The organism is Geodermatophilus sp. SYSU D00710 (assembly GCF_054050195.1).
In genome coordinates this window covers 1-25,549 of sequence record NZ_JBJGYX010000070.1, presented here as the reverse complement: position 1 = coordinate 25,549, position 25,549 = coordinate 1, and the positions used below count along the sequence as shown (strand labels likewise).

Below are 25,549 nucleotides of genomic sequence, written 5' to 3'. Positions count from 1 at the left end.
GTAGGCCTCGAGCACCCCGGCGCCCGGGAGGACGTCCACCAACGTCATCCACACCCCCGCGACACCGCGGGGACGCCCCCCGGCCCCCCCCCCCCGGCGCCCACGAGGGGGCTGGGTCATCCGGCGGACGGCCCGCTGGTTGCGCTGCGCGGCGCGGGCGGCCACCGTCGGCTGGGTCAGCGCCCGCCGGGTCTGCGTCTGGACGACGCGACCGACGGTGCGCCGGGTCACCGGCTGCCCGCGCCGGGCACGGCGCACCAGCGGCCGGACGGTCGCGCGGGTCACCGCCGTCGGCAGGATCGTGACGATCGGCTGGGTCCCCTGCCGCCGCCGCGCCATGCGGGTGAGGATGCTGTTGACCTGCACCAGCTTGGGCACGATGTCGGGGACCAGCCGCTGCAGCACGGCCTGCTCGCGCGGCGTGATCATCATGACCGTCGCCGCCCCGATCAGCGCCTCCGCCTCGTGGGTCGACGGCGTCCGGGCGGCCGCCGCGGCCATCGTCTGGGCGATCGCCTCGTTCTTCGTCATGGGCGCGGCCGGGGACTCGTCCTCGTACTCCAGCTCGTACTCCAGCTCGTCCTCGTACTCGCCCTCGTACTCACCCTCGCGGCGACGGACCCGCCTGCGGCGACGGCCGAACAGGCCACTGATGGCGCTCATGGCGCCGGGCAGGAACTTGGCGGCCAGGGGCAGGGCCTTGGCGGCGAGGGGCGCCGCCGCGGCCAGGAGCGGGAGGAACTGCTCGTCCTCGTACTCCTGCTGGCCCGCCGGGAGCCCGCCGAGGACCTCGTCCTCGTCCTCGAACTCGTCCTCGTACTCGAACTCCCCGTCGCCGCCCAGGCCGAGCGCGCCGCCGATGCCCTTGAGCAGTCCGCCGAGGAACTCCTCGCGCTCGTCCTCGTCCTCGAACTCGTCCTCGAACTCGCCGAGCGGGCTCTCCGTCGACGGCTCGCCGAACATCTCGTCCTCGAACTCGTCCTCGGGTTCGCCCGCCAGTTCCGGATCGAGCGCCTCGAACCCGACCGCGCCGTCCTGCGAAACGCTCATGAGGCCCTCCCTCATCGTGCATTCCTGGCCGCCCGAGACTAAGGAGGACGCCTTCGCCGGCCCATTCACACGTTCCCGGGTCGCACGTCCCCACGTCGCTCGGACGGGGGACGCCGGCCCCCGTCGGCGAGGAGGCGGGCGACCATGGCGGCCCGGGAGTTCACCTCGAGCTTGGAGAACACGCGGCGCAGGTGGGTCCCGACCGTCCATTCGCTGATGTCGAGGACCGACGCGATCATGCGGTTGGTGCACCCGCGGGCCACCATGCGGACGATCTCCTCCTCGCGGGGGCTGAGCGACACCCCGCCGGGCTCCGCGGGACCGTGGTCCACCACGACCTGGCAGGTCAGGCCGTCGACGTCGAAGCGGACGAGGATCTCCCCGCCCGCGCCGGACCGCTGGCGCAGGAGCGCGCGGACGGCGCGGCGCAGCTCGCCCACGGCCGCGGCGGTCGGGTCGTCGTCCTCGGGGAGGGGGCCTGGTACGACCGCCGCGGGCGGCCCGACGTCGGCAGGGGCGAGCGGGGGCTCCGGTGTCCGGCTGGCTGCTGCGGTCGCTCGCACCCCGGCCTCCGCTCGGCTCGCTCCGGTCGGACGGCGCCGACGGTATCCCGCGGGGTAATGCGACCTCGTGTCACACGTCTTCGGGACCCGCCCGTTCTCGTGGGCCCGCGGCGACCATTCCGGCTTCATTCCCAGGCACGCACGGAATGGATCGCGCCGCCATTCCCGGGCAGGTCGGGAACCGGCCCGGGCCGACAGCGCGACGGTCCGCCCGGCGAGGATGCACCGCCGCCGTCACCGGAGCGTCACGACCGCGTCACCGCTCCCGCGCTCCGTGGTGGGACCGTCCGCCGGATCATGCGGCCGGGACGATGCGCCGGCGTGACCGCAGTGGTCAGGGTCGACCGGTGACGCACTGGGAGCCGCCCGTCGTCCTGCGGTGCCTCGTCCCGACCCGCTCCCTGCCCGCCGCGCGGGGGTGAGCCGGCGTGGTCGTCCGCGGGTCCGGGATGGTCCTCCGGCGGCTGGAGACGACGTTCACCGGCCGCTGCGTCACCGCCTTCCTGGAGCAGCGCGGCGTCGACCGGGCCATGGCCGTCTCCGCCCAGTCCTTCACCGCGCTGATCCCGCTGCTCCTGCTGGCGTCCCTGCTGGCCCCGGGGGACGACGGGTCCCTGGTCGCCGACGGGGTGATCGAGCGGTTCCGGCTGAGCGGTGCGGCCGCCGAGGACGTGCGACAGGTGTTCGCGGTGGCCGGCGACGCCGGCACCGGCGTGCTGAGCGTCGTCCTGCTCGTGTTCTCCGGCGTCTCCCTGGCCCGCCGGCTGCAGCGGCTGTACGAGCAGGCCTGGCACCTCCCGTCGCGCGCCGGCCTCCGCGCGTCGGTCGACGCGCTGCTGGGCATCGCGGCCGTGGTCCTGACGATCCTGCTGATGTCGTTCCTCCACGGGTTGGCGGCTCCCGGAGCCGTCCCCCGGGCGGTGGGCTGGACCGGCCACGTGCTGGCGGGCTGCGTGCTGTGGGCCGCGATCCCCTGGCTGCTGCTCGGCGGCCGCCTCCCGTGGCGGCGGCTGCTGCCCACGGGCGTCCTCGCGTCCGTCTGCTCGGCCGCCTACGGACTGGCCACCGCGGTCTACATGCCGCTGCTCATGGAGTCCTACAGCCGCAGGTACGGCCTCTTCGGCGTGACCCTCGCGCTGGTGGGCTGGCTGCTCTGCGTCTCGGTGATCATCGTGGTCACGACGATCGTCGGAGCCGAGCTCGACCGCGCACCCGAACCCTGGGCCCGGCGGCTCCGAGCCGCGCTCGGGCCGGCGACGGACCCGGCGGCCGGTGGTCCCGGGCGGGGACGCTCCGCCTCGTCCTCCGAGGAGGATGCCGCCCGAGCTCGACCCGGGGTCTGATGGCGCCGAGGAGGGACGTCATGGCCCAACAGACAGAGGTCGGCAGCGCGGACGGTACGCGTGGCGGCAGGGCACGTCTCAGCGGCGCGGCCATCGCCTCCCTGGCGGGCGGCGGGCTGCTGGTCGCCTTCATGGTGCAGAACCGCGACGACGTGACGGTGCGGTTCCTCTTCTGGAGCTCCACCTGGCCGCTGTGGCTGCTCGTGCTCGTGAGCGCGGTGCTCGGCGGGGTCGTGTGGATCGGGGTGGGCGTCCTCCGGCGCCACCGCCGCCGGAAGGCGCGGCGGGCAGCCCGGGCCGACTGAGGCGCAGCCGGCCGGCAGGAGGAGCGATCGCCGTCCCCGGGCGGTCCCCACCGCGTCGCCGCTCCCGCGCTCAGTGGTGGACGTGGGACGCGTGGACGACGGCGTGCCCGCGGCCGCGGCTCATCATCCAGCGGTTGATCGGCAGGGTGACGACGAACGCCACAGCGAGGGCGGCGGCCAGCGAGAGCCAGAAGAACGCCGAGGTCAGGCCGGCCTCCATCGCACCCGGGACGCTGACCAGGACGCCGTTGTCGACCAGCTCCATCACCGCGATCGAGACGGTGTCGGCGGCCAGCGCCACCCGCAGCGCCCGGCGGAACGGCAGGCCGGCCCGCAGCACCCCGCGCATCGTCAGCGCGTAGCCGAAGACGAACGCCAGCGCGACCGCCAGGACGACGGTCGCCGCGGTGGACCACCCCAGCGACGTGCCGATGACCACGCCGAGCACCTCGCCGATGGCGCAGCCGGTGAGGCAGTGCAGCGTCGCCTGCACCGCCGCGGCCCAGGGGACCCGGCCCCGAGCGGGCGGCGCCTGGTGGGTGCCGTTCTCGTGCGCCGTGTGCGTCGTCATCTCGACCTCCTCCGTCGACGTCGCCCGTTGTATACCCCATGGGGGTATTAGTCAACGCCCTCCTCCACGACGTCGGCGAGGACGTCCGCGGCGTCTGCCCACGACCCCACCAGGTCGGCGGCGTCCCGCAGCCGGTCCGCCCGCGCCCGCAGCGCCCGGACGGCGGCGGCGCGGTCCCTCACCGTCGGGCTCCCGCCGTGAGCGGGGCCCGGACCGCGGCCGGCTCGGCGGGCAGGCCCAGCCGCCCGCGGGTGCGCCACACCAGCACGGCCGCGACGACCGCCATCGGGACGATCAGGTCCACCTCGCTCAGCAGCACGTCGGCGTAGACGTCGGTGTCGACGAACCCGCCCAGGCGCACCGAGTCGTTGGACAGCCCGTGCATGACGATCGCCAGCGGGACGCTGATCCCGACGCGGTTGCAGAAGTACGCCATGACCAGGCTGAGCAGCACGAACTTCACGGTCAGCACCGCGAACAGGCCCGCGAGGCCACCCGGCCCGTAGAGCGGCGCCAGGTCGAACTTCACCGGCACGTGCCACGCCGACCACAGCACCCCGAGCACCACGGAGGAGGTCACCGGCGCGTACCGGGCCTGCAGCAGCGGCAGCGCGAACCCCCGCCAGGCGCTCTCCTCGAACACCGCGCCGGCGTCGAGGAACATCGCCACCAGGAACGCCGCGGCGAACGACAGCGACAGCGACGGCGGCCGGACTGGTGCAGCAGACCCGCACCCTCGCCCGGCTCGTCGAGGACCTCAAGACCCTCAGCCTGGCCGACGCCGGTCAGCTCTCCCTGCGGCGGCGCCCGGTCGACCTCGCCGCACTCGCCGCCACCGTGCTCGACGGCTTCCGCGCCCGCGCCGTCGATGCCGGGATCGGGCTGCACCTGGACCCGCCCCCGGACGGGACCGGGGCCCTCGAGCTCGCCGCCGACCCCGAGCGGCCCACCCAGGTGCTCGCAACCTCCTCGACAACGCGCTGCGCCACTCCCCGCCGGGCGGCCGGGTCGACCTCGGGCTCGACCGGCGCGACGGCGAGGTGCGCCTCACCGTCCGGGACACCGGGGCGGGCCTGACTCCTGAGGACGCGGCGCACGTCTTCGACCGCTTCTGGCGGGCCGACCCGTCGCGGTCGCGCGACCCCGAGGGGACCGGTCAGGGTCTCGCCGTCGTCCGGGTCCTCGTCGAGGCGCACGGCGGCCGGGTGCGCGCGCGAGGCCTGCCCACCGGCGGCGCCGAGTTCGACGTCCGCCTCCCGGCCCATCCGGGGCGGTGACCGCCGGCCGTCAGGGCCGTGCCGCGTCCAGCTCCTCGGCGGCGGGCAGGCCGAGCCGGGCGAACAGGTCGTTGTCGAGGTCGAGGAAGCTCGTGATGTGCCGGATCCGGTCGCCGTCGATCTCCAGCACGTGCAGGGCCCACGGCGCGTGGCCACCGTCGGCGGTCGGCCGGTACTGCGCGACCGCCGGGCTGCCGTTGGCCTCGGTCTGCACGAACTGCGAGTTCCGGCAGCCGCTGCCGGGGCCCAGCATCCAGGTGCCGATGTCGGCGGCGCTGCGCAGCCACATCTCGAACGGCGGCATGTGCTGGGTGGCGTCCTCGTGCAGCAGCGCGACGAAGGCGTCGATGTCGTAGCGCTCGAAGGCGTCGAGGTAGCGGGCGAGCAGGTCGCGGTGGTCGGCGTCGAGCGGCCGCTCCTCGGGGGTGCCGCCCATCGCGGCCAGCGTGGCCCGGGCCCGCTGCAGCGCGCTGTTGACCGAGGCGACCGTGGTGTCGAGCAGGTCGGCCACCTCGTCGGCCCGCCAGCGCAGCACGTCGCGCAGCAGCAGCACGGCGCGCTGGCGCGGGGGCAGGTGCTGCAGCGCGGCGACGAACGCGAGCCGCACCGACTCCCGGGCCACCGCGCGCTCGGCCGGGTCGCCGTCCTCGGGGAGGACCTGCCGGTCGAGCACCGGCTCCACCCAGGCCTCGGCCGGCCGCTTCGCCGCGAGCGAGGCCTCGACCGGCGACCACGACTGCCCGGAGAGGTCCATCGGCAGGGCCCGGCGCTGGCGGCCCGCGAGCTGGTCGAGGCAGACGTTGGTGGCGATCCGGTAGAGCCACGACCGCAGCGAGGAGCGGCCCTCGAAGTCGGCCAGGCTCTTCCACGCGCGGACCAGTGTCTCCTGCACCGCGTCGTCGGCGTCGAAGCCCGACCCGAGCATCCGGTAGCAGTACCCGGTCAGCTCGCGCCGGTGCTCGAGCAACCGCGGGTCGATCTCACCGGACACCCCGCTCAGCACGCTGGTCACCCCGGACCACCCTCCTCGTTCGGCATCCCCGTCGACTGGGGCGACAGTCCACCACGCGGGACCGACGGAACGGGAGACCCGCGGGGACGCTCCCCGCCCGGGCGGGCGGGGAGCGTCCTGCTCACGGCAGCAGCGGCTGGCCGTCGCGCACGAGGCGCCAGTTGTCGACGGCGAAGTCCGCCGGGTCGATGACGCCCCGCTCCTGCGCCCAGTCGATGAGCAGCTGGCGGATCTCCTGCTGCTCGTCGTAGACCAGCGGCGCGGCCGCGATCCCGGGGAAGTTCCCCCCGCCGGAGCGGCGGTAGTTGTTCACCGCCACGACGAACCGGTCGTCGTCGGCCACCGCGACACCGTCGATCTCCAGCCGGGTGACCCGCTGCCCGACCGGCCTCGACACGTCGAGGTCGTAGTCGACGCCGGACAGGACGTCGTAGTTGTAGTCCGGCGTACCGGCGGCACCGGTGATGGTCTCCGGGTCGACGTCGCCGGTGGCCGGCACCTGGGTGAAGTACTTCGCCGAGAACTCGAGGTACGCGCGCACCTCGGCACCGGTCAGCTCCACCGCCTGCAGGGTGTTGTCGTAGACGTAGAGCCCGGCGATGTCCCGGATCGTCACGTCCCCCTGCGGGAAGACCGCGTCGCGGCTGAACGGCGCGGCGATCGACAGCACCGGCAGCCCGGCCCGCGGCGTGCCCTCGAGCGCGGCGTCGACGGTCTCGGTCTGCACCTGCTGGATGAAGTCGAGGATCGCGGTGTCCTCGTACCGGCTGGTCGCCGCCGAGAGCTCCTCGGTGGACCGGGCCACCACCTGGTTGACGTAGTCGACCGTCGTCCGGTGCGCCTCGTCGGTCACGGCGAGGACGTCGGGGTCCTCGGGGACGCCCTTGGTGCGCAGCGCCGCCGCGGTGACGCCGGTGACGTCCCACTGCCCGCGGGTCTTGGCCAGCGAGACGTCGACCCGGCTGACGGTGGCACCCCAGCGGTAGGGCTGGGTGAGCACCACGTCGTCGCCGGTCACCTCGTTCTCGACGACCTGCGAGGGCACGTCGCGGTGCGAGTGGCCGACCACCATCGCGTCGATGCCGGGCACCGTGCGCGCGATGACGTCGCTGGGGTTCTCGGTCGGCGCGGCGTCGGGCCCGTAGGACGACGTCCCGCCGACGCCGGCGTGCGACAGGACCACGACGACGTCGGCCTGCCGGTCGACGATCGGCACCCAGTGCTGTGCGGCCTCGACCATGTCGAGGAACTCGACCCGGCCCTCGACGTTGCCGCGGTCCCAGATCGCCGAGCCCGGCGTGGTCAGGCCCAGGATGCCCACGGTGACCGGCTTGTGCCCGGGCACCTCCATCTTCTGGAGGGTGTAGGGCGGCAGGTACGGCTCGCCGGTGGCGGCGTCGACCACGTTGGCGCCGAGCACCGGGTGGTCGACGTCGCCGGCGTAGGCCTGCAGCAGGTCCAGGCCGTAGTTGAACTCGTGGTTGCCGACGACCTGGGCGTCGTAGCCGATCGCGTCGTAGGCGGCGGCCATCGGGTGCTCGGCGCCGGTCTCGGTGACCGGCTCCTGCCGCGCGTAGTAGTAGCTCAGCGGCGTGCCCTGCAGGAAGTCGCCGTTGTCGACGACGAGCACGCTCTCCTCGCCCTGCTCGGCGCGCACCCGGTCGACCACGGTGCCGACCCGCGCCAGGCCGGTGGCGTCGCCGGAGCGCTCGGCGTAGGCGGCGTTCTTGAAGTAGTCCCAGTCCTGCACCCGGCCGTGCAGGTCGGTGGTGGCCAGCAGGGTGATGTCGAGCTCGTCGGACGGGCCGGGCGGCGCCGCCGCCGCGGGCGTCGTCGCCCCGGCGGTCACGGCGAGCACGGCCGCGCTCACGGCCCAGTACCTGCGTCGTGGCATGTGGATGTCGTCCCCCTCGCGGTGCCGCCCGGCGGTCGCGGGCGCCGGGGGACGGTAACCCGTGACGGAGGGTTCCGCCACGCACCCGGCGCGTTACTGGTAGCTGATCAGCTGCGGGCGTGGCGAGACCTGCGCGATGGTCTCCTCGGGGGTGAGCATCGGCGCGTCCTCGTCGTAGAAGTTCTTCCAGCCCCACGCCAGCCCCTCGGGGCCGACGCCCTGCAGCACCCGCCAGGTCTCCTGCTTGCTGCCCTGGGGCCCCTGCCCGTCGGCGTGCACCATGACGGCCACCTCGTCGCGGGACAGGTCGACCTGCTCGCGGCCGGGGATCATGTCCACCCGGAACTGGTGCAGGACCAGCAGCTTCTGCGGCAGCCGGTTCTGGCGGGTGAGGTCGGCCAGCCAGGTGACCACCCGGTTGACCTCCTCGATGGAGACCGAGCCGATCTGGGTCAGGTGCACCTGGTTCGGGGCCAGCCGCCACTCCGGGTCCAGGGCCAGGCCCACGTACGGCAGCTCCAGCAGCGGCCGGTACAGCTCGGCCTGGGTGACGAAGTCGGTGCGCCCGGGCTGCAGGTCGAGCACCACGTAGAGGCCCGCGGCGCCGGCCGCCTCCACCCACGGCCGCAGCTGCTCCAGCGGCGCCTCGAAGGAGTAGTCGTTGCCCTCGGTCGGGAACTCCGAGGCGACGGTGGCGATGATCTCGAAGGCGGGGACGACGGTCGCGTCCGGCACCAGCGGCTCGTAGGGCGCGGCGTGGTCGCGGGCGCGCTGGACCGCCGCGTCGACGTCCTGCTCCCCCAGCACGCCGAGCGCGCCGGTACCCGGGTGGCCGTAGAGCGCGACCAGGAAGTGCTCGGGGAACAGCACCTGCCCGCCGCCGGGCAGCTGGGTGCCCGTGGCCGCGGTCTCGAGCTTCCAGTCCAGCCCGTCCTCGGCGCCGAAGCCGGCGCCCAGCGCGACGACGGTGTCCGCGCCCGACACCGCCTCGACGACGTCGCCCGAGGCCCGCGGGTCGGTCCGGCCGTCGGTGACCTGCACCTGCGCGCCGGCGGCCCGGGCGGTGGCCACGCCGGCCAGCGACGCGGGGTCGCCGTCGGCCAGGACGACGGTGCCCTCGAGCGGCTCGGCGCGCTCGACCTCGGGCAGCTCGCCCGACGCCTCGCCCTCACCCGGGTCGCCGGCGTCCTCGGGCTGCAGCGCGGCGGGCGCGTCGGGGTCGAGGGCGGCCACGGCGGCCACCTCGCCGCCGTCCGGCACGGGGTCGGCGCCGGCGAGGTCGAGGCCGGTGGCCGCGGCGACGGCGTCGGTGGTGGCCGGGGCGGAGACCACCTCGGCGTCCCCGGGCGCGGTGTCGGCGCCCACCGCGAGGACGGTGCCCGCGCCGAGCCGGTCGATCTCGGCGGCGACCGCGTCGTCGGCCGAGCCCTCGCCCTCGGGGTCGAGCAGCAGCGGCACGCCCAGGCCGACGGCGGCCGAGGCGCCCAGCAGCGTGGCGGCGGCGTCACCGTCCGGGGCGACCACGACGACGCCGGACTGCTCGAACAGCGCCCGGCTGGTGCTCACCGCCGCGGCGGCGGGCTCGCCGTCGGCGACCACGGTCAGCTTCTCGCCGGGAGCCGCGGTGGCGGCCTGCGCCGGTCCGCCGTCGCCCCCGCCCTCGTCGGCGGCCGACGAGGTGCACCCGGCGACCAGCAGGACAGCGCTCACGGCGAGGGGGGCGGCCCGATGGCGCACGCGGCACCTCCGTCCGCCGGGCACCCGGTCACGGGAGGACGTGACGACGGCGGCGCACCCGGCTCGCCCGACAGTAACGAGGTCCTGGACACCGCCCGCGCGCGCCGGGAGCATCGGCGGCCGACATGGACGGTGCAGCAGCGGGTGTCGGGCCAGCCCGACAGCGGATCGACCGGGTGACGGGATCGGCCGGACGGCGCCGCGTCGCCAGGCTCGTCCCATGACCAGCGAGACCCTGACCAGCGACACCCCGATCGGCGAGACCCTCCCCATGCCCTCCGTGACCGCGCCGCCGCACTCCCGCTCGCGCCTCGTGCGCCAGGCGCTCGTCGACTCCGGCTACACGCTGCTGTCCCTGCCGCTCGGCGTGCTCGCCTTCGTCGTCGTGGTCACCGGCGTGGCCCTCGGCGTCGGCACGCTGGTGATCTGGGTCGGGGTCGCGGTCCTCGCCGGCACCCTGCTCGCCGCCCGCGGTCTCGCCGGCCTGGAGCGGGCGCAGCTGCCCGCGGTCCTGGGCCGCCCGGTCCCCCGGCCGGCCTACCTGAGGCCCGAGGGCGGGCGGGTGCGCCGGCTGCTCACCCCGCTGCGCGACCCGCAGTCCTGGCTGGACGCGCTGCACGCGGTGCTCCGCCTGCCGCTGGGCGTGCTGGCCTTCTCGGTCACCGTCACGTTCTGGGCGCTGGCGCTGGGCGGCATCACCTACGGCGCCTGGGACTGGGCGCTGCCGGACCCCTCCGCCGACCCCGACGACCACGACCTGTTCGAGCTGCTCGGCCTCGAGTCCTCCCCCGGCCTGCGCATCCTCGGCTACACCGTGATCGGCCTGCTGGCCGCGGTGGCGCTGCCGTTCGTCGTCCGCGCCGTCGCGCTGCTGCAGGCGCAGCTGGGCCGGGCGCTGCTGACCTCCCGCGCCGCCGCGCAGGCCGAGATCGGCCGGCTGTCGCGCGGCCGCGACGCCGCGGTCGCCGCCGAGGCGGTGGCGCTGCGCCGGCTCGAGCGCGACATCCACGACGGCCCGCAGCAGCACCTGGTGCGGCTGGGCATGGACCTCTCCCGCGCGCAGCGGCAGCTCGACCGCGACCCCGCCGCCGCCCGCACCACGATCGCCGAGGCCGGCGTCCTCGCCCGCGAGGCGCTGGAGGAGCTGCGCGCGCTGTCCCGCGGCATCGCCCCGCCGGTGCTGGCCGACCGCGGCCTGACCGCCGCCCTGGCCGCGCTGGCCGCCCGCTCGCCGGTGCCCGTCGAGCTCGCCGTCGACCTGCCCGAGCAGCGGCTGGCGCCGGTCACCGAGAACACCGCCTACTTCGTCGTCAGCGAGGCGCTGGCCAACGTGGCCAAGCACAGCGGGGCGCGGGTGTGCCGGGTCGAGGGGGGCCGGGCCGGTGACCTGCTGCGGGTCGTCGTCGAGGACGACGGCGACGGCGGGGCGCTGCTGGTGCCCGGCCACGGCCTGGCGGGGCTGGCCGACCGGCTGCGGGCGGTGGACGGCGTGCTCACCGTCGACAGCCCGCGCGGCGGCCCGACCCGGACCACCGCCGAGCTGCCGTGGGCGTGAGCCCGGCCGGCCGACCGCTGCGGGTGGTGCTCGGCGAGGACTCGGTCCTGCTCCGCGAGGGGCTGGTCCGGTTGCTCGAGGAGGCCGGCACCACCGTGGTGGCCGCGGTCGGCGACGGCCCGTCGCTGGTGCGCGCGGTGACCGAGCTGCGCCCCGACGTCGCCGTCGTCGACGTGCGGATGCCGCCGACGCACACCGACGAGGGGCTGCGCGCCGCCGTGGAGGTGCGCCGCGCGGTGCCGGGAACGGCGGTGCTGGTCCTCTCGCAGTACGTCGAGGTCGCCTACGCCGACGAGCTGCTCGCCGACGGCCGGGGCGGCGCGGGCTACCTGCTCAAGGACCGGGTGACCGACCTCGACCAGCTGCTGGCCGCGCTCGACGACGTCGTCGCCGGCGGGACGGTGCTCGACCCGCAGGTGGTCGCCCAGCTGTTCGCCCGCCGCCGCGCCGACGACCCGGTGCGCCGGCTGACGCCGCGGGAGCGCGAGGTGCTCGGGCTCATCGCCGAGGGGCACTCCAACACCGCGATCGCCCGGCTGCTGGTGGTCACTCCCGGCGCGGTCGAGAAGCACACGCAGCGGATCTTCGCCAAGCTGGGCCTGGCGCCCGACGAGGACCGCAACAGCCGGGTGATGGCGACGCTGGCCTACCTGCGCGGCTGATCCCCGAGCGCCCGCTCGAGGTTGCCCACCATCCGCGCCAGCCCCGCGACGACCTGCGCGTACTCCTCGGCGGTCATCCCGTCGGCCACGCGGCGGCGGAACGCCGCGACCGCGCCGGCCAGCCGGCCGTGCGCGGTCCGCCCCTCCGCGGTCAGCGACAGCGTCCCGCCGTCGTCGGCCACCCACCCCCGCGCGGCGAGGTCGGCGAGCACGGCGTCGAGGGCCCGCGGGCCGGCGAAGCCGCCCAGCGCGGTGTGCAGGTCCGCGCGGGGCACCGGCCCGTCGGCCACCGACTGCAGCAACTGCCAGTGCCGGCGGGTCAGCCCCTCCCCCGCGACGACGCCGTCGAGGCCCTGCTCGAGCAGCTCGTCGAGCCGCCTGGCCCACCACCCGACCCGTCCCTGACCCTGCACGGGGGCATCGTGGCACCGCGGAACACGGTCGCGGACGGTCGTCCCCGCCCGGTAGACAGCAGGGGTGACCGACCCCGCCGACCTCCGCCCCGCCACCGCCGAGGAGTGGCCGGCCTTCGGCCGCGCCCTGTTCGACACCTTCGGCGAGGACCCCCCGGCCTCGTTCGTCGACACCGTCCCCGTGACCGCCGAGCTCGACCGGTCGCTGGGGCTGTGGGAGGGCGACCGGGTGGTGGCGACCTCGGGCGTCTACAGCCGGGAGGTGACCGTTCCCGGCGGCGTCGTCCCCTGCGCCGGGGTCACCTGGGTGAGCGTCGCCCCGACCCACCGGAGGCGCGGGGTGCTGACGGCGATCATGCGGCGGCAGCTCACCGAGCTGCACGAGCAGGAGCGGGAGCCGGTGGCCGCGCTGTGGGCGTCGGAGTCGGCCATCTACGGCCGGTTCGGGTACGCGCCGGCCACCTGGCGCGGCGGTCTGTCCGGCGAGGTCGCGCGGATGCGGCTGCGGCCGGACGTCGACCTGGGCACGGGGCGGGTGGACCGGGTGGACGCCGACGCCTACCGCGCCGCCGTCGTGGGCCTGCACGACCGGCTGCGGCGGACCGTGCCGGGCAACCTGGGCCGCGACGACCGCTGGTGGAGCCGCCTGCTCGAGGACGACCCCGGCCAGCGCCGCGGCGCCACCGAGCGGCGGTACCTCCTGCACACCGAGACCGACGGGACGGTCACCGGCTACGCCGCCTACCGGGTGAAGGGACGGTGGACCGACGACGGCCAGCCCGACGGCACCGCCGAGGTCGAGGAGCTGCGCGGCTCCTCGCCCACGGCGTACGCGGCGCTCTGGCGGTTCGTGCTGTCGCTGGACCTGGTCCGCACCGTGCGCGCGCCGGGCGCCTCGCCGGACGAGCCGCTGCGCCACCTGCTGGCCGAGCCGCGGGCGCTGCGCTCCCAGCCCGTCGACGCGCTGTGGGTCCGGCTGGTCGACGTCGGCCGCGCCCTGGCCGCCCGCCGCTACCCCGCCGTGGTCGAGCTGGTCGTCGAGGTGCGCGACTCCTCCTGCCCGTGGAACGACGGGCGCTGGTGGCTGCGGGGCCACCCCGCCGGGGCGTGGTGCGCCCGCACCGAGGCCGACCCCGACCTGGTGGTCGACGTCGAGGCGCTGGGCGCGGCCTACCTCGGCGGCGTCTCGCTGGCGACGCTGCAGGCGGCCGGCCGGGTCACCGAGGTGAGCCCGGGGGCGGTGACCCAGGCGAGCACCGCGTTCCGCTGGCCGGTCACCCCCTGGTGCCCCGACGAGTTCTAGGCGTCAGACGGCGTCGCCCCGCGTGGGCAGACCGCCGGCGGGGCGATGCCGGTTCTGCTCGTAGTCGTGGATCAGCCCGATCCGGCGGACGTGCCGCTCGTCCTCGCTGAACGGCGTCCGCAGGAACTCCAGCACCAGGTCGGTCGCCTCCTCGACGGAGTGCTGGCGGGCGCCGATGGAGACGACGTTGGCGTCGTTGTGCTGGCGGGCGAGCTGGGCCGTCGCGGTGTTCCACACCAGCGCGGCGCGCACGCCGGGCACCTTGTTCGCCGCCATCTGCTCGCCGTTGCCCGATCCGCCGATGACGACGCCGAGGCTCCCGGGCTCGACGACGACGCGCTCGCCCACCTCGAAGCAGAACGGCGGGTAGTCGTCCTGCGGGTCGTAGTCGAAGGCGCCGCAGTCGACCGGCTCGTGCCCGGCGTCGGCGAGCGCCTGCTTGAGGTGCTCCTTGAACTCCAGCCCGGCATGGTCGGTGCCCACGAAGACGCGCATGGCGCGAGTCTGTCAGGGTCGGCCCGTGGCGGTGCTCGGGGTCGACGGCTGGCGCGGGCGCTGGGTCGGCGCCCTGCTCGAGGGCCGGTCGGTGCGGCTGCTCGACCTGCCCGACGCCGCCGCGGTGCTCGCGGTGCCCGGCGTCGAGGTGGTCGCCGTCGACATGCCGATCGGGCTGTCCGACGACGGCCCGCGCGCCTGCGACGTCGCCGCCCGCGCCCGCCTCGGGCGGGCCGGCAGCTCGGTGTTCCCGGCCCCCGTGCGGGCGGTCCTCGGCGCGCGGGACTACGCCCACGCGCGGGAGCTGTCGGTCGCGGCGACCGGCGGGCGCTCGCTGTCGGCGCAGGTGTTCCGGCTGACCGGGTCCATCCGCGCCCTCGACGACGCCCTCGGCGACCCGCCGGCGGACCACGTCGTCGAGGCGCACCCCGAGCTGGCGTTCCGGGCGCTCGACCCCGCCGTCGCCGACCCGAAGGTGACCGCCCGCGGGCTGGCCCAGCGGCTGGCGGCGCTGCGGACGGTCGTCGACGTCGACGCCGTCCTGGCCGCCGCGCCCCCGCGGGTGCCGGCCGTCGACGCGCTCGACGCGTGCGCGGTGGCGTGGTCGGCGCGGCGGGTGGCCGACGGCACCGCGGAGTGCGTCGGCGACGGCTCCCGCGACGCCCGCGGCCGGCCGATGCGGATCTGCTGGTGAGCTTCCGGGAGGTGGCCGACGGGGTCTTCGTCCGCCGGCACGCGTCACTCGACCTCAACTGCGGCCTGGTCGTGGGCGACGGCGCCTGCCTCGTCGTCGACACCCGCTCCTCCCTGGCCGAGGCCGCCGACCTCGCCGCCGCGGTGCGCCGGGTGACGCCGCACCCGTGGACGGTGGTCAACACCCACGCCCACCACGACCACTGCTTCGGCAACGCGGCGTTCCGGCCGGCGACGGTGTGGGGGTCGCGCGGGTGCGCGGCCGACCTGCTGGCCACCGGGGAGGCGCAGCGCGCGGCCCGGGTGGCCGAGCTGCTGGCCGACGGCGACGCCGCGGCCGCCGCGCAGGTGCGGCAGGCGCCGCTGGACCCGCCGGACGCGCTCGTCGACGACGTGGCCGTCCTCGACGTCGGCGGGGTCGAGGTGGTGCTGCGCTTCCTCGGCCGGGGGCACACCGGGCACGACCTGGTGGTGGAGGTCGAGGACGGGACGGTCTTCGCGGGGGACCTGGTCGAGGAGGGCGCCCCGCCGGCGTTCGAGGACTCCTTCCCCGCGGAGTGGCCCGCGACCCTCGGCCGGCTGCGCGCGCTCGCCCGCGGCCCGGTCGTACCGGGGCACGGGGCGGTCGTGGACGCGGCGTTCGTCGGCGCCCAGCGGGAGGAGCTGCTGGCGGGGCTCGCGGCCGTCCGGTCCGGCCGGCTCGACCGGGGCCCCTACGACGAGGCGACCATGCGCCTCGCCGCCTCCCGTCTCAGGTCAGGCGGCTGAGCACGGGCAGCGGCAGCACCCGCAGCAGGGCCGAGACCGGCCGCCAGGGCCACTCGGGGACGTAGGCGCGCACCGGCTCGCGCTCGATGGCCGCGACCAGCGCGTCGACGCCGGTGTCGAGGTCGACGGTGAACGGGCCGCGGCGGCCGACGTTGATGTCGGTCTCGATGTAGCCGGGCAGCACCGTGGTCACGCGGATGCCGGTGCCGAGCAGGTCCGCGCGGATGCCCTCGGCGAGCCCGTTGAGCGCGGCCTTGCTGGCCCCGTAGGCGGTGCGGCTGCCGGTCATGCCGCGGACGGAGGCCACCGAGCTGATCACGACGAGGTGGCCGTGCCCCTGGGCGCGGAACAGCTCGACGGCGGCCTCGCACTGCGCGTGGGTGCCCAGGACGTTGGTGGCCAGGACCGCCCGGTTGACCGCGGACGCGCCGGTCCCGATCGAGCGCCCGTTGCCGATGCCGGCGTTGGCGACCAACCGGTCGATGCCGCCCAGCTCGGCGGCGAGCTCGGGGACCCCGCGGGCGACGGCGTCGGCGTCGTCGACGTCCATGGCGGCGGTGACCACCCGGATGCCCGGGTGCGCGGCGAGCAACTCGTCCCGCAGCTGCTCGAGCAGGGGCACGCGCCGGGCGACGAGGGCGAGGTCACGCCCGCGGGCGGCGAACCGGCGGGCCATGCCCATGCCGAGGCCGGAGCTGGCGCCGGTGACCAGGATGCGCTGGCGGACGGGACGCGACATGCGGTCAGCATGCCAAGCGTGCACTTCCGCGGATGTGCACGGTGCACATCCGCGGAAGTGCGCGGACGGGTCAGCGGCGGGTGAGCTCCAGGGCATCGGCGGGCACCGAGCTCATGTCCGGGTCGGAGGTCCGGGTGCGCTTGAGCTCCCAGAAGTCGGGGAGGTTGGCCAGCAGGACGGCGCCGTCGAAGGCGCGGCCGGCGTCCTCGCCGGTGGGGACCTTGCTGATGACCGGGCCGAAGAAGGCGACGCCGTCGATGTGCATCACCGGTGTGCCGACGTCCTCGCCGACCGGGTCCATGCCCGCGTGGTGGCTCTTCTCCAGCGCCTCGTCGTAGTCGGTGGAGGTCGCCGCCTCGGCCAGCTCGGCCGGAAGCCCCACCTTCTCCAGCGCCGGGACGATCAGCTCGTCGAGCTCCTTGCCCTCGTGGTGCCGCAGCGTGCCCATGGCGGTGTAGAGGTCGCCGAGGACCTCCTCGCCGTGCTTCTCGGCGGCGGCGATCGCGACCCGCACCGGGCCGATCGCGGCCTTCATCATCTCCTGGTACTGCTCGGGCAGGTCACGCCCGCGGTTGAGCACCGCCAGCGACATGACGTGCCAGTGCAGGTCGATGTCGCGCACCTTCGCCGCCTCGAGGACCCAGCGGCTGGTCAGCCACGCCCACGGGCACAGCGGGTCGAACCAGAAGTCCACCCGCGCCTTCGTGGGGGCGCTCTGCACTGCCTCGGTCATCGCTTCTCTCCCGCTCTCGTCGTCGTCCCGCCGCAGGCCGCGGTGGTCCGCTGTCCGCTGCCAAGTGCCCCGGCCGGGCGGTTGTTCCCCGTCCCCGCCGGGCGTGTCGGCGGTCCGTGGGAAGCTGCCGCGTGTGGCCGTACCCAACCTGACCCGCGACGACGCCGCCGCGCGCGCCCGCCTGCTCGCCGTCGACAGCTACGACCTGCAGTTCGACCTCACCGACGGTGAGGGGCGACCGGGCACCGGGACCTTCCGCTCGACGACGACGGTGACCTTCACCTGCCGCGAGCCCGGCGCCGCCTCGTTCATCGACCTGGTCGCCGAGACCGTCCGCTCGGCCACGCTCAACGGGGCGGAGCTCGACGTCTCCGCCTACACCGAGGAGGGCGGCCTGCCGCTGCCCGACCTCGCCGCCGAGAACACCCTCGTCGTCGACGCCGACTGCCGGTACTCCAACTCCGGGGAGGGCCTGCACCGCTTCGAGGACCCCGAGGACGGCCAGGTCTACCTCTACACGCACTTCGAGCCGGCCGAGGCCAAGCGCGTGTTCGCCTGCTTCGACCAGCCCGACCTCAAGGGCAGCCACACCGTCCACGTCGTCGCGCCGTTCGACTGGCAGGTCGTCTCCAACACCGGCGGCCGCACCATCGAGGCCGGCCCGGCCGGCTCGCAGCTGGTCCACTTCACGCCCACGAAGCGGCTGTCGACCTACCTGGTCGCGCTGATCGCCGGGCCCTACGCGCGGATCACCGACGCCTACGAGGACATCCCGCTGGGGCTGTACTGCCGCGCCTCGCTGGCCGAGCACCTCGACCCCGAGGCGCTGTTCCGGGTCACCAAGCAGGGCTTCGAGTTCTTCCAGCGCGTCTTCGACTACCCGTACCCCTTCGACAAGTACGACCAGCTCTTCGTCCCGGAGTTCAACGCCGGCGCCATGGAGAACGCCGGCGCGGTGACGATCCTGGAGGACTACGTCTTCCGGTCCCGGGCCACGCGGGCCACCTACGAGCGCCGCGCGGAGACGGTCCTGCACGAGCTCGCGCACATGTGGTTCGGCGACCTCGTGACCATGCGCTGGTGGGACGACCTGTGGCTCAACGAGTCCTTCGCCACCTACATCTCCACGCTGTGCCAGGCCGAGGCCACCGAGTACACGACCGCGTGGACGACGTTCGCCAACGTCGAGAAGGCCTGGGCCTACGCGCAGGACCAGCTGCCCTCCACCCACCCGATCGCCGCGGACATGGTCGACGTCGCCGCGGTCGAGGTGAACTTCGACGGGATCACCTACGCCAAGGGCGCCTCGGTGCTCAAGCAACTGGTGGCCTACGTCGGCCGCGAGGAGTTCCTCGCCGGCATCCGCCAGTACTTCCGCACCCACGAGTACGGCAACACCACCCTCGCCGACCTGCTCGACCCGCTGTCGGAGGCCACCGGCCGGGACCTGTCCGAGTGGTCGCGGCAGTGGCTGGAGACCAGCCAGGTCAACACCCTGCGCCCGGTGATCGAGGTCGGTGACGACGGTCGCTACGCGTCGTTCGCCATCGAGCAGACCGCCGTCCCCGAGCACCCGGTGCTGCGCCGGCACCGGCTGGCGGTGGGCCTCTACGACCGCGGGCCCGACGGGCTGACCCGCACCGCCCGGGTGGAGCTCGACGTCGACGGCGAGCGAACCGAGGTGCCCGACCTGGTCGGCCGCCCGGCCGCCGACCTCGTGCTGGTCAACGACGACGACCTGACCTACGCCAAGCTCCGGCTCGACGAGCGCTCGCTGGCCACGCTGCGCGAGGCGATCGGCACGATGTCCGACCCGCTGCCGCGGGCGCTGTGCTGGTCGGCGGCGTGGGACATGACCCGCGACGCCGAGCTGCCCGCCCGCGAGTGGGTGCAGCTGGTGCTGGCCGGCATCGACGCCGAGACCGAGATCAGCGTGGTGCAGTCGCTGCTGGGGCGGGTGCAGTCGGCACTGACCTCCTACGCCGACCCGGCGTGGGCCCCGACCGGCTGGGCGGCGCTGGCCGACAAGGCGCTCGAGGCGCTCGAGGCGGCCGAGCCGGGCAGCGACGTGCAGCTGCAGTGGTCGCGGACGCTCGCCGCGGCCGCGCGGACCGGGCAGCACGCGGCGGTGCTGCGCGGGCTGCTCGACGGGTCGCGCACCGTGCCGGGGCTGGCCGTCGACGCCGACGCCCGCTGGGCCCTGCTCAACGGCCTGGTCGCGATCGGCGCGGCCGGTGACGCCGAGATCGACGCCGAGGCCGAGCGGGACGCCACCGCCACCGGCGCCCGGCGTGCCGCGACCGCCCGGGCGCTGCGGCCGGCCGCGGAGGCGAAGGAAGAGGCCTGGAAGAAGGCCTTCCACGACCCCGACGTCCCCAACGCCGTGCACGAGGCGCTGGTGGCCGGCTTCTGGCACCCCGCGCAGCGCGAGCTGACCGCCGGGTACGTCGAGCGCTACTTCGACGAGATCGGCCCGATGTGGGACCGCCGCCCGGGCGAGATCGCGAAGAACGCCGTCCAGTACCTGTTCCCGCCGGTGGTCGAGGAGCGCACGCTGCAGGCCGCCGACGCGTGGCTCGGGCAGGAGGGCGCGCCCGCCCCGCTGCGTCGGCTGGTGACCGAGGGCCGCGACGGCATCGCCCGCGCGCTGCGGGCGCGGCAGCGGGACGCCGCCGCGGGTTGAGCCGCACGGCCGGCGAGGGCCCGGGAGGACGTCGTCCTCCCGGGCCGTCCCCGTGCCGGACCCTCGCCGTCCTGACTCCTCAGCACCCCTCGCCACGTCAGGTCGAGACCTTCTCGGGAACTGTGGACGGGCTTCTGACCTGCGGATACGGGTCGCGAGGTGTCGTCGAGTCCGGTATTCTCCGATCATGTGTTCGAGTAGGTGGGAGACCGGTGACGTCCTCGACGACGTCGCCGCGCTCATCGCCGAGCGCAACCGGATCGACGCCGCGCTGGCCCGCCGGGTCCGCGCCGCGGAACTCGCGCAGGCCCCGGAGCGCGACGGGCAGAAGAGCATGGCGTCGTGGCTGCGGGGGCACGGCCGGCTGTCCGGGTCGGACGCCGCGCGGCTGGTCGGCAACGGCCGGGCGCTGGAGCACCTGCCGGCCCTCGCCGAGGCCCACGACGCCGGCTGGGTGACCGCGGCGCAGGTGGCCGAGGCCGCGCGGGTGGTCACGCCGCAGCGGCGGGCCGCGGCCGCCGCCCAGGACGTCGACCTGGCCGCGACGGACGCCGCGCTGACCCAGGTCGCCCTCGACTGTCCCCACGCCGACCTGGCGCAGGTCGTGCAGCGCTACCTCGACGCGCTCGACCCCGACGGGCCCGAACCCGATCCCACCGAGAGCCGCTCGTTGACGGTGTCCAGGCACGCCGACGGATCCCTCAGCGGGCGCTTCCACCTCGACGCCGTGGGCGGGGAGAGGTTCCAGGCCGCCTTGGAGCCGTTCGTGCAGCGCGACCGCCCGGCCGGCGACGATCGCACCCGTGCCCAGCGGCAGGGTGACGCGCTGGTGCAACTGGCCGACAACGCCCTCGCGTCCGGCGACCTCCCGGTGCTGCGCACCGTCAAGCCCCACGTGGCGGTGCGGGTCGATCTCGACGACCTGGCCGACCCCGCCACCGGCCCCGGTACCGCCACCATGGGCTTCGGCGCCACCATCTCCGCCGCCCGGGCCCGGTGGCTGGCCTGCGACGGCGCCATCTCCCGGGTGGTGTTCGGGCCCGACGGGACCCCACTCGACCTGGGGCGCAGCCGGCGGCTGATCAGCCGGCAGCTGCGCCGCGCGGTGGAACTCCGCGACGGCGGGTGCGTGTTCACCGGCTGCGATGCGCCGACCCACTGGGCGGATGTGCACCACCTGGTGCACTGGATCGACGGCGGCGAGACCAGCCTGGCCAACTCGGCGCTGCTGTGCGAGCGGCACCACACCAAGGTCCACCACGGCTTCCACGTCGAGCGACAACCCGACGGCCGGTGGCGCACCTGGCGACCCGACGGCACCGAGATCACCGTCCCCGCACCTCTCGCCCCTGCCGCCTGACTTTCCTGCGCGTCCGCCTGACGTTCCTGCCCGTCCGCCTCAGGACGCGACGGAGCCCGGCCGGACGAGGTGTCCGGCCGGGCTCCGCTGCGGTCAGTGGACGCGCGCGCTGCGCGGGTGGCCCGCCTGGTCGGAGAGCTGACGCAGGCCGTTGACGATCCCGCCGACCAGGTCACCGGAGGCGAACGAGTTCGTCATCGACAGGACGGCCAGGGCGCAGGCCCGGTCGGGCAGCCGGCGGGCGGCCGACGAGCCGGTGACGACCTCGATCACCCGCTGGCCCGGCGAGACGGCCAGCAGCACGGACTCCGCCGGCTGGCCGCCGCGGGCGTGCAGCTCCTCGGCGCGGATGCGGGTCTTGGGGCCGAGGTCGCCGATGTAGAGGGTGAAGCGCAGCCCGGTCTCCCGGGAGGCCATGGTCAGCGCCTCGTCGAGCCGGGCGAGCTCGCGGTAGCTGAAGATCGTGTCGTAGCCCTCGTCGGCCCGGTTGGGCGCGGTGTCGACCGTGCCCGTGTCGTGGGGCTCGGCCTGCAGGACGCGGGTCATCGCCGGTCTCCGGATTCGGTGCGGTGGGTGGGGGTCATCGGGTCACCAGGTCCCGCGGGCGCCGCCGAGCGGGCCGCCCGCGGACGGGACCGGCGCGGAGTCCGAGGCGATCACGTGCGACCCGACCGTCGCCCCGTGGTTCGGCCCGTGCGCCGTCGCCACGTGCGCCGTGGCGCCGTGGGCGGTCGCCCCGCCGGCCGGGCCGTGCCCGTCGCCGGAGCCGATCGCGGCGGGCTCGCCGTAGAGCGAGGAGCCGACCGCCTGGGTGTCGCCGTGGCCGGCGGCGTGCGTGGGCGCGTTCTTCGGCTGCGGCTCGTACCAGACCGGCTCGTGGTCCCAGGGCTGTCCCGGCTTGTACCGGACCCCGGCGCGCCGCCGGCCCCCGGGCAGGTAGGTCAGCGCCCACAGCAGGAGGTACACCGCGAGCGGCGCGGCGACGAAGACGAGCAGGGTCTCGACGACGGTCACGCCCGGAATCTACCGCCCGCGGTGATCACTTATGCGTCGGCGTCCCAGCACGGCGGGTGCCGGTGCGCCCACGGCCGGGCCTGCTCCAGCTGGGCCGCGAGCGCGATCAGCGTGACCTCGTCGGCGGGGCGCCCCACGAGCATCGTGCCCACCGGCAGCCCGTCGCCTGTCCAGTGCAGCGGGACGCTGAGGGCCGGCTGCCCGGTGACGTTGTAGAGCGCGGTGAAGGCGGCGTACCGCTCGTTGCGCTCGAAGTCCGCGGCGCCGTCGCCGTCGGCGTCGAACCAGCCCAGCGGACGCGGCGTCGTGGTCGTCACCGGGGCCAGCAGGACGTCGAAGGCGTCGGTGGCCGCGACGTAGCGCCGCGAGAACAGCCGCAGCGCGGTGAGCGCCTCCATCGCCGCCTGCGCCGACAGCGCCAGCCCGCGGGCACGCAGCTCCCGGGTGAGCGGCCGCAGCTCCCCCACCCGGTCGGCCGGCACCGGCAGCAGCGTGGCCGACAGCGACCACACCCGCTCGAACGCGCCGAGCACCTCCGGGCCCAGCAGGCCGCCCGGGACCTCGACCACCTCGTGCCCCAGCGACTCGAGCAGCCCGGCGGCGTCGTCGAGGGCCGCGGCGACCTCGGGGGCGAGGACCGCCTCGGGCATCGGGGACTCCACCGTGCGGCCGATCCGCAACCGGCTCACCGGCCGGTCCGCGGCGCCGAGGAAGGTCTCCCCCGGCGGCAGCGGCGGGGCCCAGGTCGCGTCCCCGGTGACCGGGCCGGCCATCGCGTCGAGCAGGGCCGCGGCGTCGCGGACGGTGCGGGCGATCGGGCCGTTGGTGCCCAGGCCCGTGACGTCGCTGCCGAACGGGGCGTTGCTCACCCGGCCGCGGGCCGGCTTGAGGCCCACCAGGCCGTTGACGGCGGCCGGGATGCGGATCGAGCCGCCGCCGTCGCTGCCCTGGGCGAACGGCAGCATGCCCGCCGCCACGGCGACCGCGGCGCCGCCGCTGGAGCCGCCGGCCAGCAGGGCGGGGTCCCACGGGCAGCGGGCGGGACCGGCGAGGTCGTTGTCGGTGTAGGCCGGATACCCGAACTCCGGGGTGTTCGTCTTGCCCAGGCTGATCGTCCCGGCGGCGGCGAGCCGGGTGACGACGGCGTCGTCGACGGTGGGCACGAAGTCGGCGAAGACGGTGCTGCCGAAGGTGGTGCGCACGCCGGCGGTGTTGTTGAGGTCCTTGACCGCCGTCGGGACGCCGAGCAGCGGGGGCAGGTCACCGCCGCGCACCGCCGCCCGGTCGGCCGCCGCGGCGGCGGCCAGGGCCCGCTCGGGGGTGACGGTGACGAACGCGCCGAGGCCGGCGTCGAGCGCCTCGATCCGGGACAGGGCGTGCCGCACCAGCTCGGTGGGGCTCACCTCCCCCGCCCGGACGGCGGCCGCCTGCTCCAGGGCGGTGAGGTCGTGCAGCTGCGTCACGGGGCGCGACGCTATCGGCGGGCGGTAGACAGGACCCCGTGGACCTCACCCGCGCCGCCGCCGAGGCGCTCGACGACGCCGACCCGCTGGCCGGCTACCGGAGCCGGTTCGCCGGCACCGACGACGACGGCCCCGACCGGCTGGTCTACCTCGACGGCAACTCGCTGGGCCGCATGCCGCGGGAGACACCGGCGGCGCTGGCGCGGGTGGCCGAGCAGGAGTGGGGCCGCGGGCTGGTGGGCTCCTGGGCGTCCTGGATCGACGTGGCCACCCGGGTCGGCGACGTCATCGGCACGGGCGTCCTCGGCGCCCGGCCCGGCGAGGTGCTGCTGGCCGACTCCACCACGGTCGACCTCTACAAGCTGCTGGTGGCCGCCGCCGACGCCCGCCCGGACCGCGACGTACTGGTCTGTTCCGCCGACGACTTCCCCACCGACCGCTACGTCGTCGCCGGGGTGGCCGCCGCCCGCGGGATGACCGTCCGCGAGGTGCCCGCCGACATCGACGAGGGCCTCGACCCGGCGGTGCTCGCGGGCGTCCTCGACCAGCGAGTAGCCGTCGTCGTGCTGTCGGCCGTGGCGTACCGCTCGGGGGCGCTCGCCGACGTCGCGGCGGTGACGGCGGCCGCGCGGGAGGCCGGCGCGCTGGTGCTCTGGGACCTCTCGCACGCCGCGGGCTCGGTGGCGGTGGACCTCCAGGCGAACGGCGTGGACCTCGCCGTCGGCTGCACCTACAAGTACCTCAACGGCGGACCGGGGGCGCCGGCCTTCCTCTACGTGCGGCGCGAGCTGCAGGACCGGCTGCGCCAGCCGATCTGGGGCTGGTTCGGCCAGCGGGACCAGTTCGCGATGGGCCCGGTCTACGACCCGGTGCCCGACATCGGCCGCTTCGGCGTCGGGACGCCGCCCGTGCTGGCCGCTGCGGCGGTGGAGGTGGGCGCCCGGCTGGTGGCCGAGGCGGGCATCGACCGGCTCGCGGCCAAGGGGCGGGCGCTGACGAGCCTGCTGGTGGAACTGGCCGACGCCTGCCTCGTCCCGCACGGCGTGGCGCTGGCCAGCCCGCGGGACCCCGACCGCCGCGGCTCGCACGTGACGCTGGCGCACCCGGCGGCGTGGCAGCTGACGCAGGCCCTGGTCGACCGCGGCGTCGTCCCGGACTACCGCACCCCCGATCGCGTGCGGCTGGGCCCGGCTCCGGTCTACACGCGGTTCGTCGACGTGTGGGACGCCGTCGACCGCTTCCGCGTCCTGCTCGAGGACGGCGCCTGGCGCGACTACCCCCAGGAGCGGGCCCGCGTCACCTGACGCGGGCACTTCCGCGGAGGTGCACGCTCAGGCCTGCGCGACGACCACCAGGTTCTCGGTGGAGGCCTTCCCGGCGCGCTGGAAGCAGGTGATGAGCACCAGCCGCCCGGGCACGGCCGCCCAGAGGTCGGCGGCGCCGGCGAGCGCGTCCTTGGCGTAGCGGCCGGTCCGCTCGACGGTGTAGTCGACGGTCCCGCCCGGGGTGCTGACCTCGACGACGTCGCCCGGCCGCAGACCCTCGTCGGCCGCCTCCGCGTCCACCAGCGGGTCGAACCCGTACTCGCCGGTGCCGGTCGCGTGGGCGGCGATGTAGAGCGTGTTGTCGGCCTGCTCGGCCGCGCCCACCGGGTCGCCGTAGGAGTCGATCCAGTACGCCGCGGTCAGGCCCGGCGGGTTGATCGCCCCGTCCTGCGGTGCCAGCGGTAGCACGGGCAGGTCCAGGCCCAGCGCCGGGACGGTCACGTGCACGTCCGAGGACGGCGTCGGCAGCGTCTCGCCCTCGGGCGGCAGCGTCGGCTGCGCCGGCTCGGCGACCGGCGCGGTGGGGGGGGGGGGGGGGGGGGGGGGGGGGGGGGGGGGGGGGGGGGGCGGGCCGGCGCGGGCGCGGGGGGG

General features: G+C 75.7%; 28 protein-coding genes. 12 read left to right on the top strand and 16 right to left on the bottom strand.

The window, feature by feature from the left end; genetic code table 11:
- Nucleotides 1-1,050: hypothetical protein (locus ACI78U_RS22010; RefSeq protein WP_456877531.1), on the bottom strand; the 1,050-nt coding region annotated here is incomplete at its 3' end.
- Nucleotides 1,051-1,115: 65 nt separating this feature from the next.
- Nucleotides 1,116-1,490: a helix-turn-helix domain-containing protein gene (locus tag ACI78U_RS22005; protein WP_456877530.1), complete on the bottom strand. Its 375-nt coding sequence runs from the start codon at nucleotides 1,488-1,490 to the stop codon at nucleotides 1,116-1,118.
- Nucleotides 1,491-2,041: 551 nt separating this feature from the next.
- Between ACI78U_RS22005 and ACI78U_RS22000 the strand changes: the two genes are divergently transcribed.
- Complete coding sequence (locus tag ACI78U_RS22000) at nucleotides 2,042-2,956, top strand: YhjD/YihY/BrkB family envelope integrity protein (protein ID WP_456877529.1); 915 nt, start codon at nucleotides 2,042-2,044, stop codon at nucleotides 2,954-2,956.
- Between the two features lie 20 nt (nucleotides 2,957-2,976).
- Entirely contained in the window at nucleotides 2,977-3,261 is a 285-nt protein-coding gene (locus tag ACI78U_RS21995) for a lipopolysaccharide assembly protein LapA domain-containing protein (protein ID WP_456877528.1), read from the top strand.
- A 70-nt stretch (nucleotides 3,262-3,331) separates the two neighbouring features.
- Here the strand turns inward: ACI78U_RS21995 and ACI78U_RS21990 are convergent, their stop codons facing one another.
- Genes ACI78U_RS21990 through ACI78U_RS21980 form a run of 3 tightly spaced genes read right to left on the bottom strand, consistent with a single transcriptional unit; the run spans nucleotide 3,332 to nucleotide 4,496 of the window.
- Nucleotides 3,332-3,832, bottom strand: coding sequence for a DUF4396 domain-containing protein (locus ACI78U_RS21990; protein WP_456877527.1), 501 nt, complete (start codon nucleotides 3,830-3,832; stop codon nucleotides 3,332-3,334).
- A 47-nt stretch (nucleotides 3,833-3,879) separates the two neighbouring features.
- Nucleotides 3,880-4,014: a hypothetical protein gene (locus tag ACI78U_RS21985; RefSeq protein ID WP_456877526.1), complete on the bottom strand. Its 135-nt coding sequence runs from the start codon at nucleotides 4,012-4,014 to the stop codon at nucleotides 3,880-3,882.
- Nucleotides 4,011-4,496: a CPBP family intramembrane glutamic endopeptidase gene (locus ACI78U_RS21980; RefSeq protein WP_456877533.1), complete on the bottom strand. Its 486-nt coding sequence runs from the start codon at nucleotides 4,494-4,496 to the stop codon at nucleotides 4,011-4,013. The genes ACI78U_RS21985 and ACI78U_RS21980 overlap by 4 nt, the downstream gene beginning before the upstream one ends.
- A gap of 53 nt (nucleotides 4,497-4,549) precedes the next feature.
- On the opposite strand from ACI78U_RS21980, the gene ACI78U_RS21975 reads away from it, so the two are divergent.
- Nucleotides 4,550-4,909: a hypothetical protein gene (locus ACI78U_RS21975; protein WP_456877525.1), complete on the top strand. Its 360-nt coding sequence runs from the start codon at nucleotides 4,550-4,552 to the stop codon at nucleotides 4,907-4,909.
- Nucleotides 4,813-5,109 (top strand): sensor histidine kinase, encoded by a 297-nt coding sequence (locus tag ACI78U_RS21970; protein WP_456877532.1) that lies wholly within the window; start codon nucleotides 4,813-4,815, stop codon nucleotides 5,107-5,109. Before ACI78U_RS21975 ends, ACI78U_RS21970 begins: the two co-directional genes overlap by 97 nt.
- 10 nt (nucleotides 5,110-5,119) lie before the next feature.
- Here the strand turns inward: ACI78U_RS21970 and ACI78U_RS21965 are convergent, their stop codons facing one another.
- The 3 genes from ACI78U_RS21965 to ACI78U_RS21955 form a co-directional block, all read right to left on the bottom strand.
- Nucleotides 5,120-6,121, bottom strand: coding sequence for a sigma-70 family RNA polymerase sigma factor (locus ACI78U_RS21965; protein WP_456877524.1), 1,002 nt, complete (start codon nucleotides 6,119-6,121; stop codon nucleotides 5,120-5,122).
- A 121-nt stretch (nucleotides 6,122-6,242) separates the two neighbouring features.
- Entirely contained in the window at nucleotides 6,243-8,015 is a 1,773-nt protein-coding gene (locus ACI78U_RS21960) for a bifunctional metallophosphatase/5'-nucleotidase (RefSeq protein WP_456877523.1), read from the bottom strand.
- 93 nt (nucleotides 8,016-8,108) lie between these two features.
- Entirely contained in the window at nucleotides 8,109-9,725 is a 1,617-nt protein-coding gene (locus ACI78U_RS21955; RefSeq protein ID WP_456877522.1) for a hypothetical protein, read from the bottom strand.
- Nucleotides 9,726-9,972: 247 nt separating this feature from the next.
- Here ACI78U_RS21955 and ACI78U_RS21950 point away from each other — a divergent pair, with 247 nt between their 5' ends.
- Together ACI78U_RS21950 and ACI78U_RS21945 are read left to right on the top strand one after the other, a co-directional pair.
- On the top strand, nucleotides 9,973-11,307 hold the full coding sequence (locus ACI78U_RS21950) for a sensor histidine kinase (protein WP_456877521.1): 1,335 nt from the start codon (nucleotides 9,973-9,975) through the stop codon (nucleotides 11,305-11,307).
- Entirely contained in the window at nucleotides 11,304-11,969 is a 666-nt protein-coding gene (locus ACI78U_RS21945; RefSeq protein WP_456877520.1) for a response regulator, read from the top strand. The genes ACI78U_RS21950 and ACI78U_RS21945 overlap by 4 nt, the downstream gene beginning before the upstream one ends.
- On the opposite strand, the gene ACI78U_RS21940 is transcribed toward ACI78U_RS21945, so the two are convergent.
- Entirely contained in the window at nucleotides 11,954-12,382 is a 429-nt protein-coding gene (locus ACI78U_RS21940; protein WP_456877519.1) for a hypothetical protein, read from the bottom strand. The genes ACI78U_RS21945 and ACI78U_RS21940 overlap by 16 nt on opposite strands.
- A gap of 64 nt (nucleotides 12,383-12,446) precedes the next feature.
- Here ACI78U_RS21940 and ACI78U_RS21935 point away from each other — a divergent pair, with 64 nt between their 5' ends.
- The gene (locus ACI78U_RS21935) at nucleotides 12,447-13,685 is read left to right on the top strand and encodes a GNAT family N-acetyltransferase (RefSeq protein WP_456877518.1); all 1,239 of its coding nucleotides are present in this window, start codon (nucleotides 12,447-12,449) and stop codon (nucleotides 13,683-13,685) included.
- Nucleotides 13,686-13,688: 3 nt separating this feature from the next.
- On the opposite strand, the gene ACI78U_RS21930 is transcribed toward ACI78U_RS21935, so the two are convergent.
- Nucleotides 13,689-14,180, bottom strand: coding sequence for a ribose-5-phosphate isomerase (locus tag ACI78U_RS21930; RefSeq protein WP_456877517.1), 492 nt, complete (start codon nucleotides 14,178-14,180; stop codon nucleotides 13,689-13,691).
- Nucleotides 14,181-14,205: 25 nt separating this feature from the next.
- On the opposite strand from ACI78U_RS21930, the gene ACI78U_RS21925 reads away from it, so the two are divergent.
- Together ACI78U_RS21925 and ACI78U_RS21920 are read left to right on the top strand one after the other, a co-directional pair.
- Nucleotides 14,206-14,874 (top strand): DUF429 domain-containing protein, encoded by a 669-nt coding sequence (locus ACI78U_RS21925; RefSeq protein WP_456877516.1) that lies wholly within the window; start codon nucleotides 14,206-14,208, stop codon nucleotides 14,872-14,874.
- Nucleotides 14,871-15,641, top strand: a complete 771-nt coding sequence (locus ACI78U_RS21920; protein WP_456877515.1) for an MBL fold metallo-hydrolase — start codon at nucleotides 14,871-14,873, stop codon at nucleotides 15,639-15,641. Before ACI78U_RS21925 ends, ACI78U_RS21920 begins: the two co-directional genes overlap by 4 nt.
- Here the strand turns inward: ACI78U_RS21920 and ACI78U_RS21915 are convergent.
- Together ACI78U_RS21915 and ACI78U_RS21910 are read right to left on the bottom strand one after the other, a co-directional pair.
- Nucleotides 15,625-16,380 carry an SDR family oxidoreductase gene (locus tag ACI78U_RS21915; protein WP_456877514.1) on the bottom strand — a complete coding sequence of 252 codons (756 nt, stop codon included), beginning with the start codon at nucleotides 16,378-16,380 and terminating at the stop codon, nucleotides 15,625-15,627. The two genes, ACI78U_RS21920 and ACI78U_RS21915, sit on opposite strands and share 17 nt — an antisense overlap.
- A 70-nt stretch (nucleotides 16,381-16,450) precedes the next feature.
- Entirely contained in the window at nucleotides 16,451-17,113 is a 663-nt protein-coding gene (locus tag ACI78U_RS21910; RefSeq protein ID WP_456877513.1) for a mycothiol-dependent nitroreductase Rv2466c family protein, read from the bottom strand.
- Between the two features lie 133 nt (nucleotides 17,114-17,246).
- Here ACI78U_RS21910 and pepN point away from each other — a divergent pair, with 133 nt between their 5' ends.
- Together pepN and ACI78U_RS21900 are read left to right on the top strand one after the other, a co-directional pair.
- Nucleotides 17,247-19,796 (top strand): aminopeptidase N, encoded by a 2,550-nt coding sequence (gene pepN, locus ACI78U_RS21905; protein WP_456877512.1) that lies wholly within the window; start codon nucleotides 17,247-17,249, stop codon nucleotides 19,794-19,796.
- Nucleotides 19,797-19,983: 187 nt separating this feature from the next.
- Nucleotides 19,984-21,156 (top strand): DUF222 domain-containing protein, encoded by a 1,173-nt coding sequence (locus ACI78U_RS21900; protein ID WP_456877511.1) that lies wholly within the window; start codon nucleotides 19,984-19,986, stop codon nucleotides 21,154-21,156.
- A 93-nt stretch (nucleotides 21,157-21,249) separates the two neighbouring features.
- Here the strand turns inward: ACI78U_RS21900 and ACI78U_RS21895 are convergent, their stop codons facing one another.
- Genes ACI78U_RS21895 through ACI78U_RS21885 form a run of 3 tightly spaced genes read right to left on the bottom strand, consistent with a single transcriptional unit; the run spans nucleotide 21,250 to nucleotide 23,633 of the window.
- Entirely contained in the window at nucleotides 21,250-21,702 is a 453-nt protein-coding gene (locus ACI78U_RS21895) for a DUF5130 family protein (protein WP_456877510.1), read from the bottom strand.
- 42 nt (nucleotides 21,703-21,744) lie between these two features.
- Complete coding sequence (ctaJ, locus tag ACI78U_RS21890; protein WP_456877509.1) at nucleotides 21,745-22,170, bottom strand: aa3-type cytochrome oxidase subunit CtaJ; 426 nt, start codon at nucleotides 22,168-22,170, stop codon at nucleotides 21,745-21,747.
- A 29-nt stretch (nucleotides 22,171-22,199) separates the two neighbouring features.
- On the bottom strand, nucleotides 22,200-23,633 hold the full coding sequence (locus ACI78U_RS21885; protein WP_456877508.1) for an amidase: 1,434 nt from the start codon (nucleotides 23,631-23,633) through the stop codon (nucleotides 22,200-22,202).
- Between the two features lie 38 nt (nucleotides 23,634-23,671).
- Here ACI78U_RS21885 and kynU point away from each other — a divergent pair, with 38 nt between their 5' ends.
- Complete coding sequence (kynU, locus tag ACI78U_RS21880) at nucleotides 23,672-24,937, top strand: kynureninase (protein WP_456877507.1); 1,266 nt, start codon at nucleotides 23,672-23,674, stop codon at nucleotides 24,935-24,937.
- Nucleotides 24,938-24,964: 27 nt separating this feature from the next.
- Here kynU and ACI78U_RS21875 read toward each other — a convergent pair whose 3' ends face one another.
- Nucleotides 24,965-25,399 carry a class F sortase gene (locus tag ACI78U_RS21875; protein WP_456877506.1) on the bottom strand — a complete coding sequence of 145 codons (435 nt, stop codon included), beginning with the start codon at nucleotides 25,397-25,399 and terminating at the stop codon, nucleotides 24,965-24,967.
- Nucleotides 25,400-25,549: the final 150 nt, after the last annotated feature.

Excerpts from the sequence above, each read along its gene's own strand:
- ACI78U_RS21930 (WP_456877517.1), bottom strand. The coding sequence starts at position 14,180 with ATGCGCGTCTTCGTGGGCACCGACCATGCCGGGCTGGAGTTCAAGGAG.
- ACI78U_RS21960 (WP_456877523.1), bottom strand. The coding sequence starts at position 8,015 with ATGCCACGACGCAGGTACTGGGCCGTGAGCGCGGCCGTGCTCGCCGTG.
- ACI78U_RS21980 (WP_456877533.1), bottom strand. The coding sequence starts at position 4,496 with ATGTTCCTCGACGCCGGCGCGGTGTTCGAGGAGAGCGCCTGGCGGGGG.
- ACI78U_RS21900 (WP_456877511.1), top strand. The coding sequence starts at position 19,984 with ATGTGTTCGAGTAGGTGGGAGACCGGTGACGTCCTCGACGACGTCGCC.
- ACI78U_RS21915 (WP_456877514.1), bottom strand. The coding sequence starts at position 16,380 with ATGTCGCGTCCCGTCCGCCAGCGCATCCTGGTCACCGGCGCCAGCTCC.
- ACI78U_RS21995 (WP_456877528.1), top strand. The coding sequence starts at position 2,977 with ATGGCCCAACAGACAGAGGTCGGCAGCGCGGACGGTACGCGTGGCGGC.
- ACI78U_RS21910 (WP_456877513.1), bottom strand. The coding sequence starts at position 17,113 with ATGACCGAGGCAGTGCAGAGCGCCCCCACGAAGGCGCGGGTGGACTTC.
- ACI78U_RS21950 (WP_456877521.1), top strand. The coding sequence starts at position 9,973 with ATGACCAGCGAGACCCTGACCAGCGACACCCCGATCGGCGAGACCCTC.
- ACI78U_RS21895 (WP_456877510.1), bottom strand. The coding sequence starts at position 21,702 with ATGACCCGCGTCCTGCAGGCCGAGCCCCACGACACGGGCACGGTCGAC.
- ACI78U_RS21990 (WP_456877527.1), bottom strand. The coding sequence starts at position 3,832 with ATGACGACGCACACGGCGCACGAGAACGGCACCCACCAGGCGCCGCCC.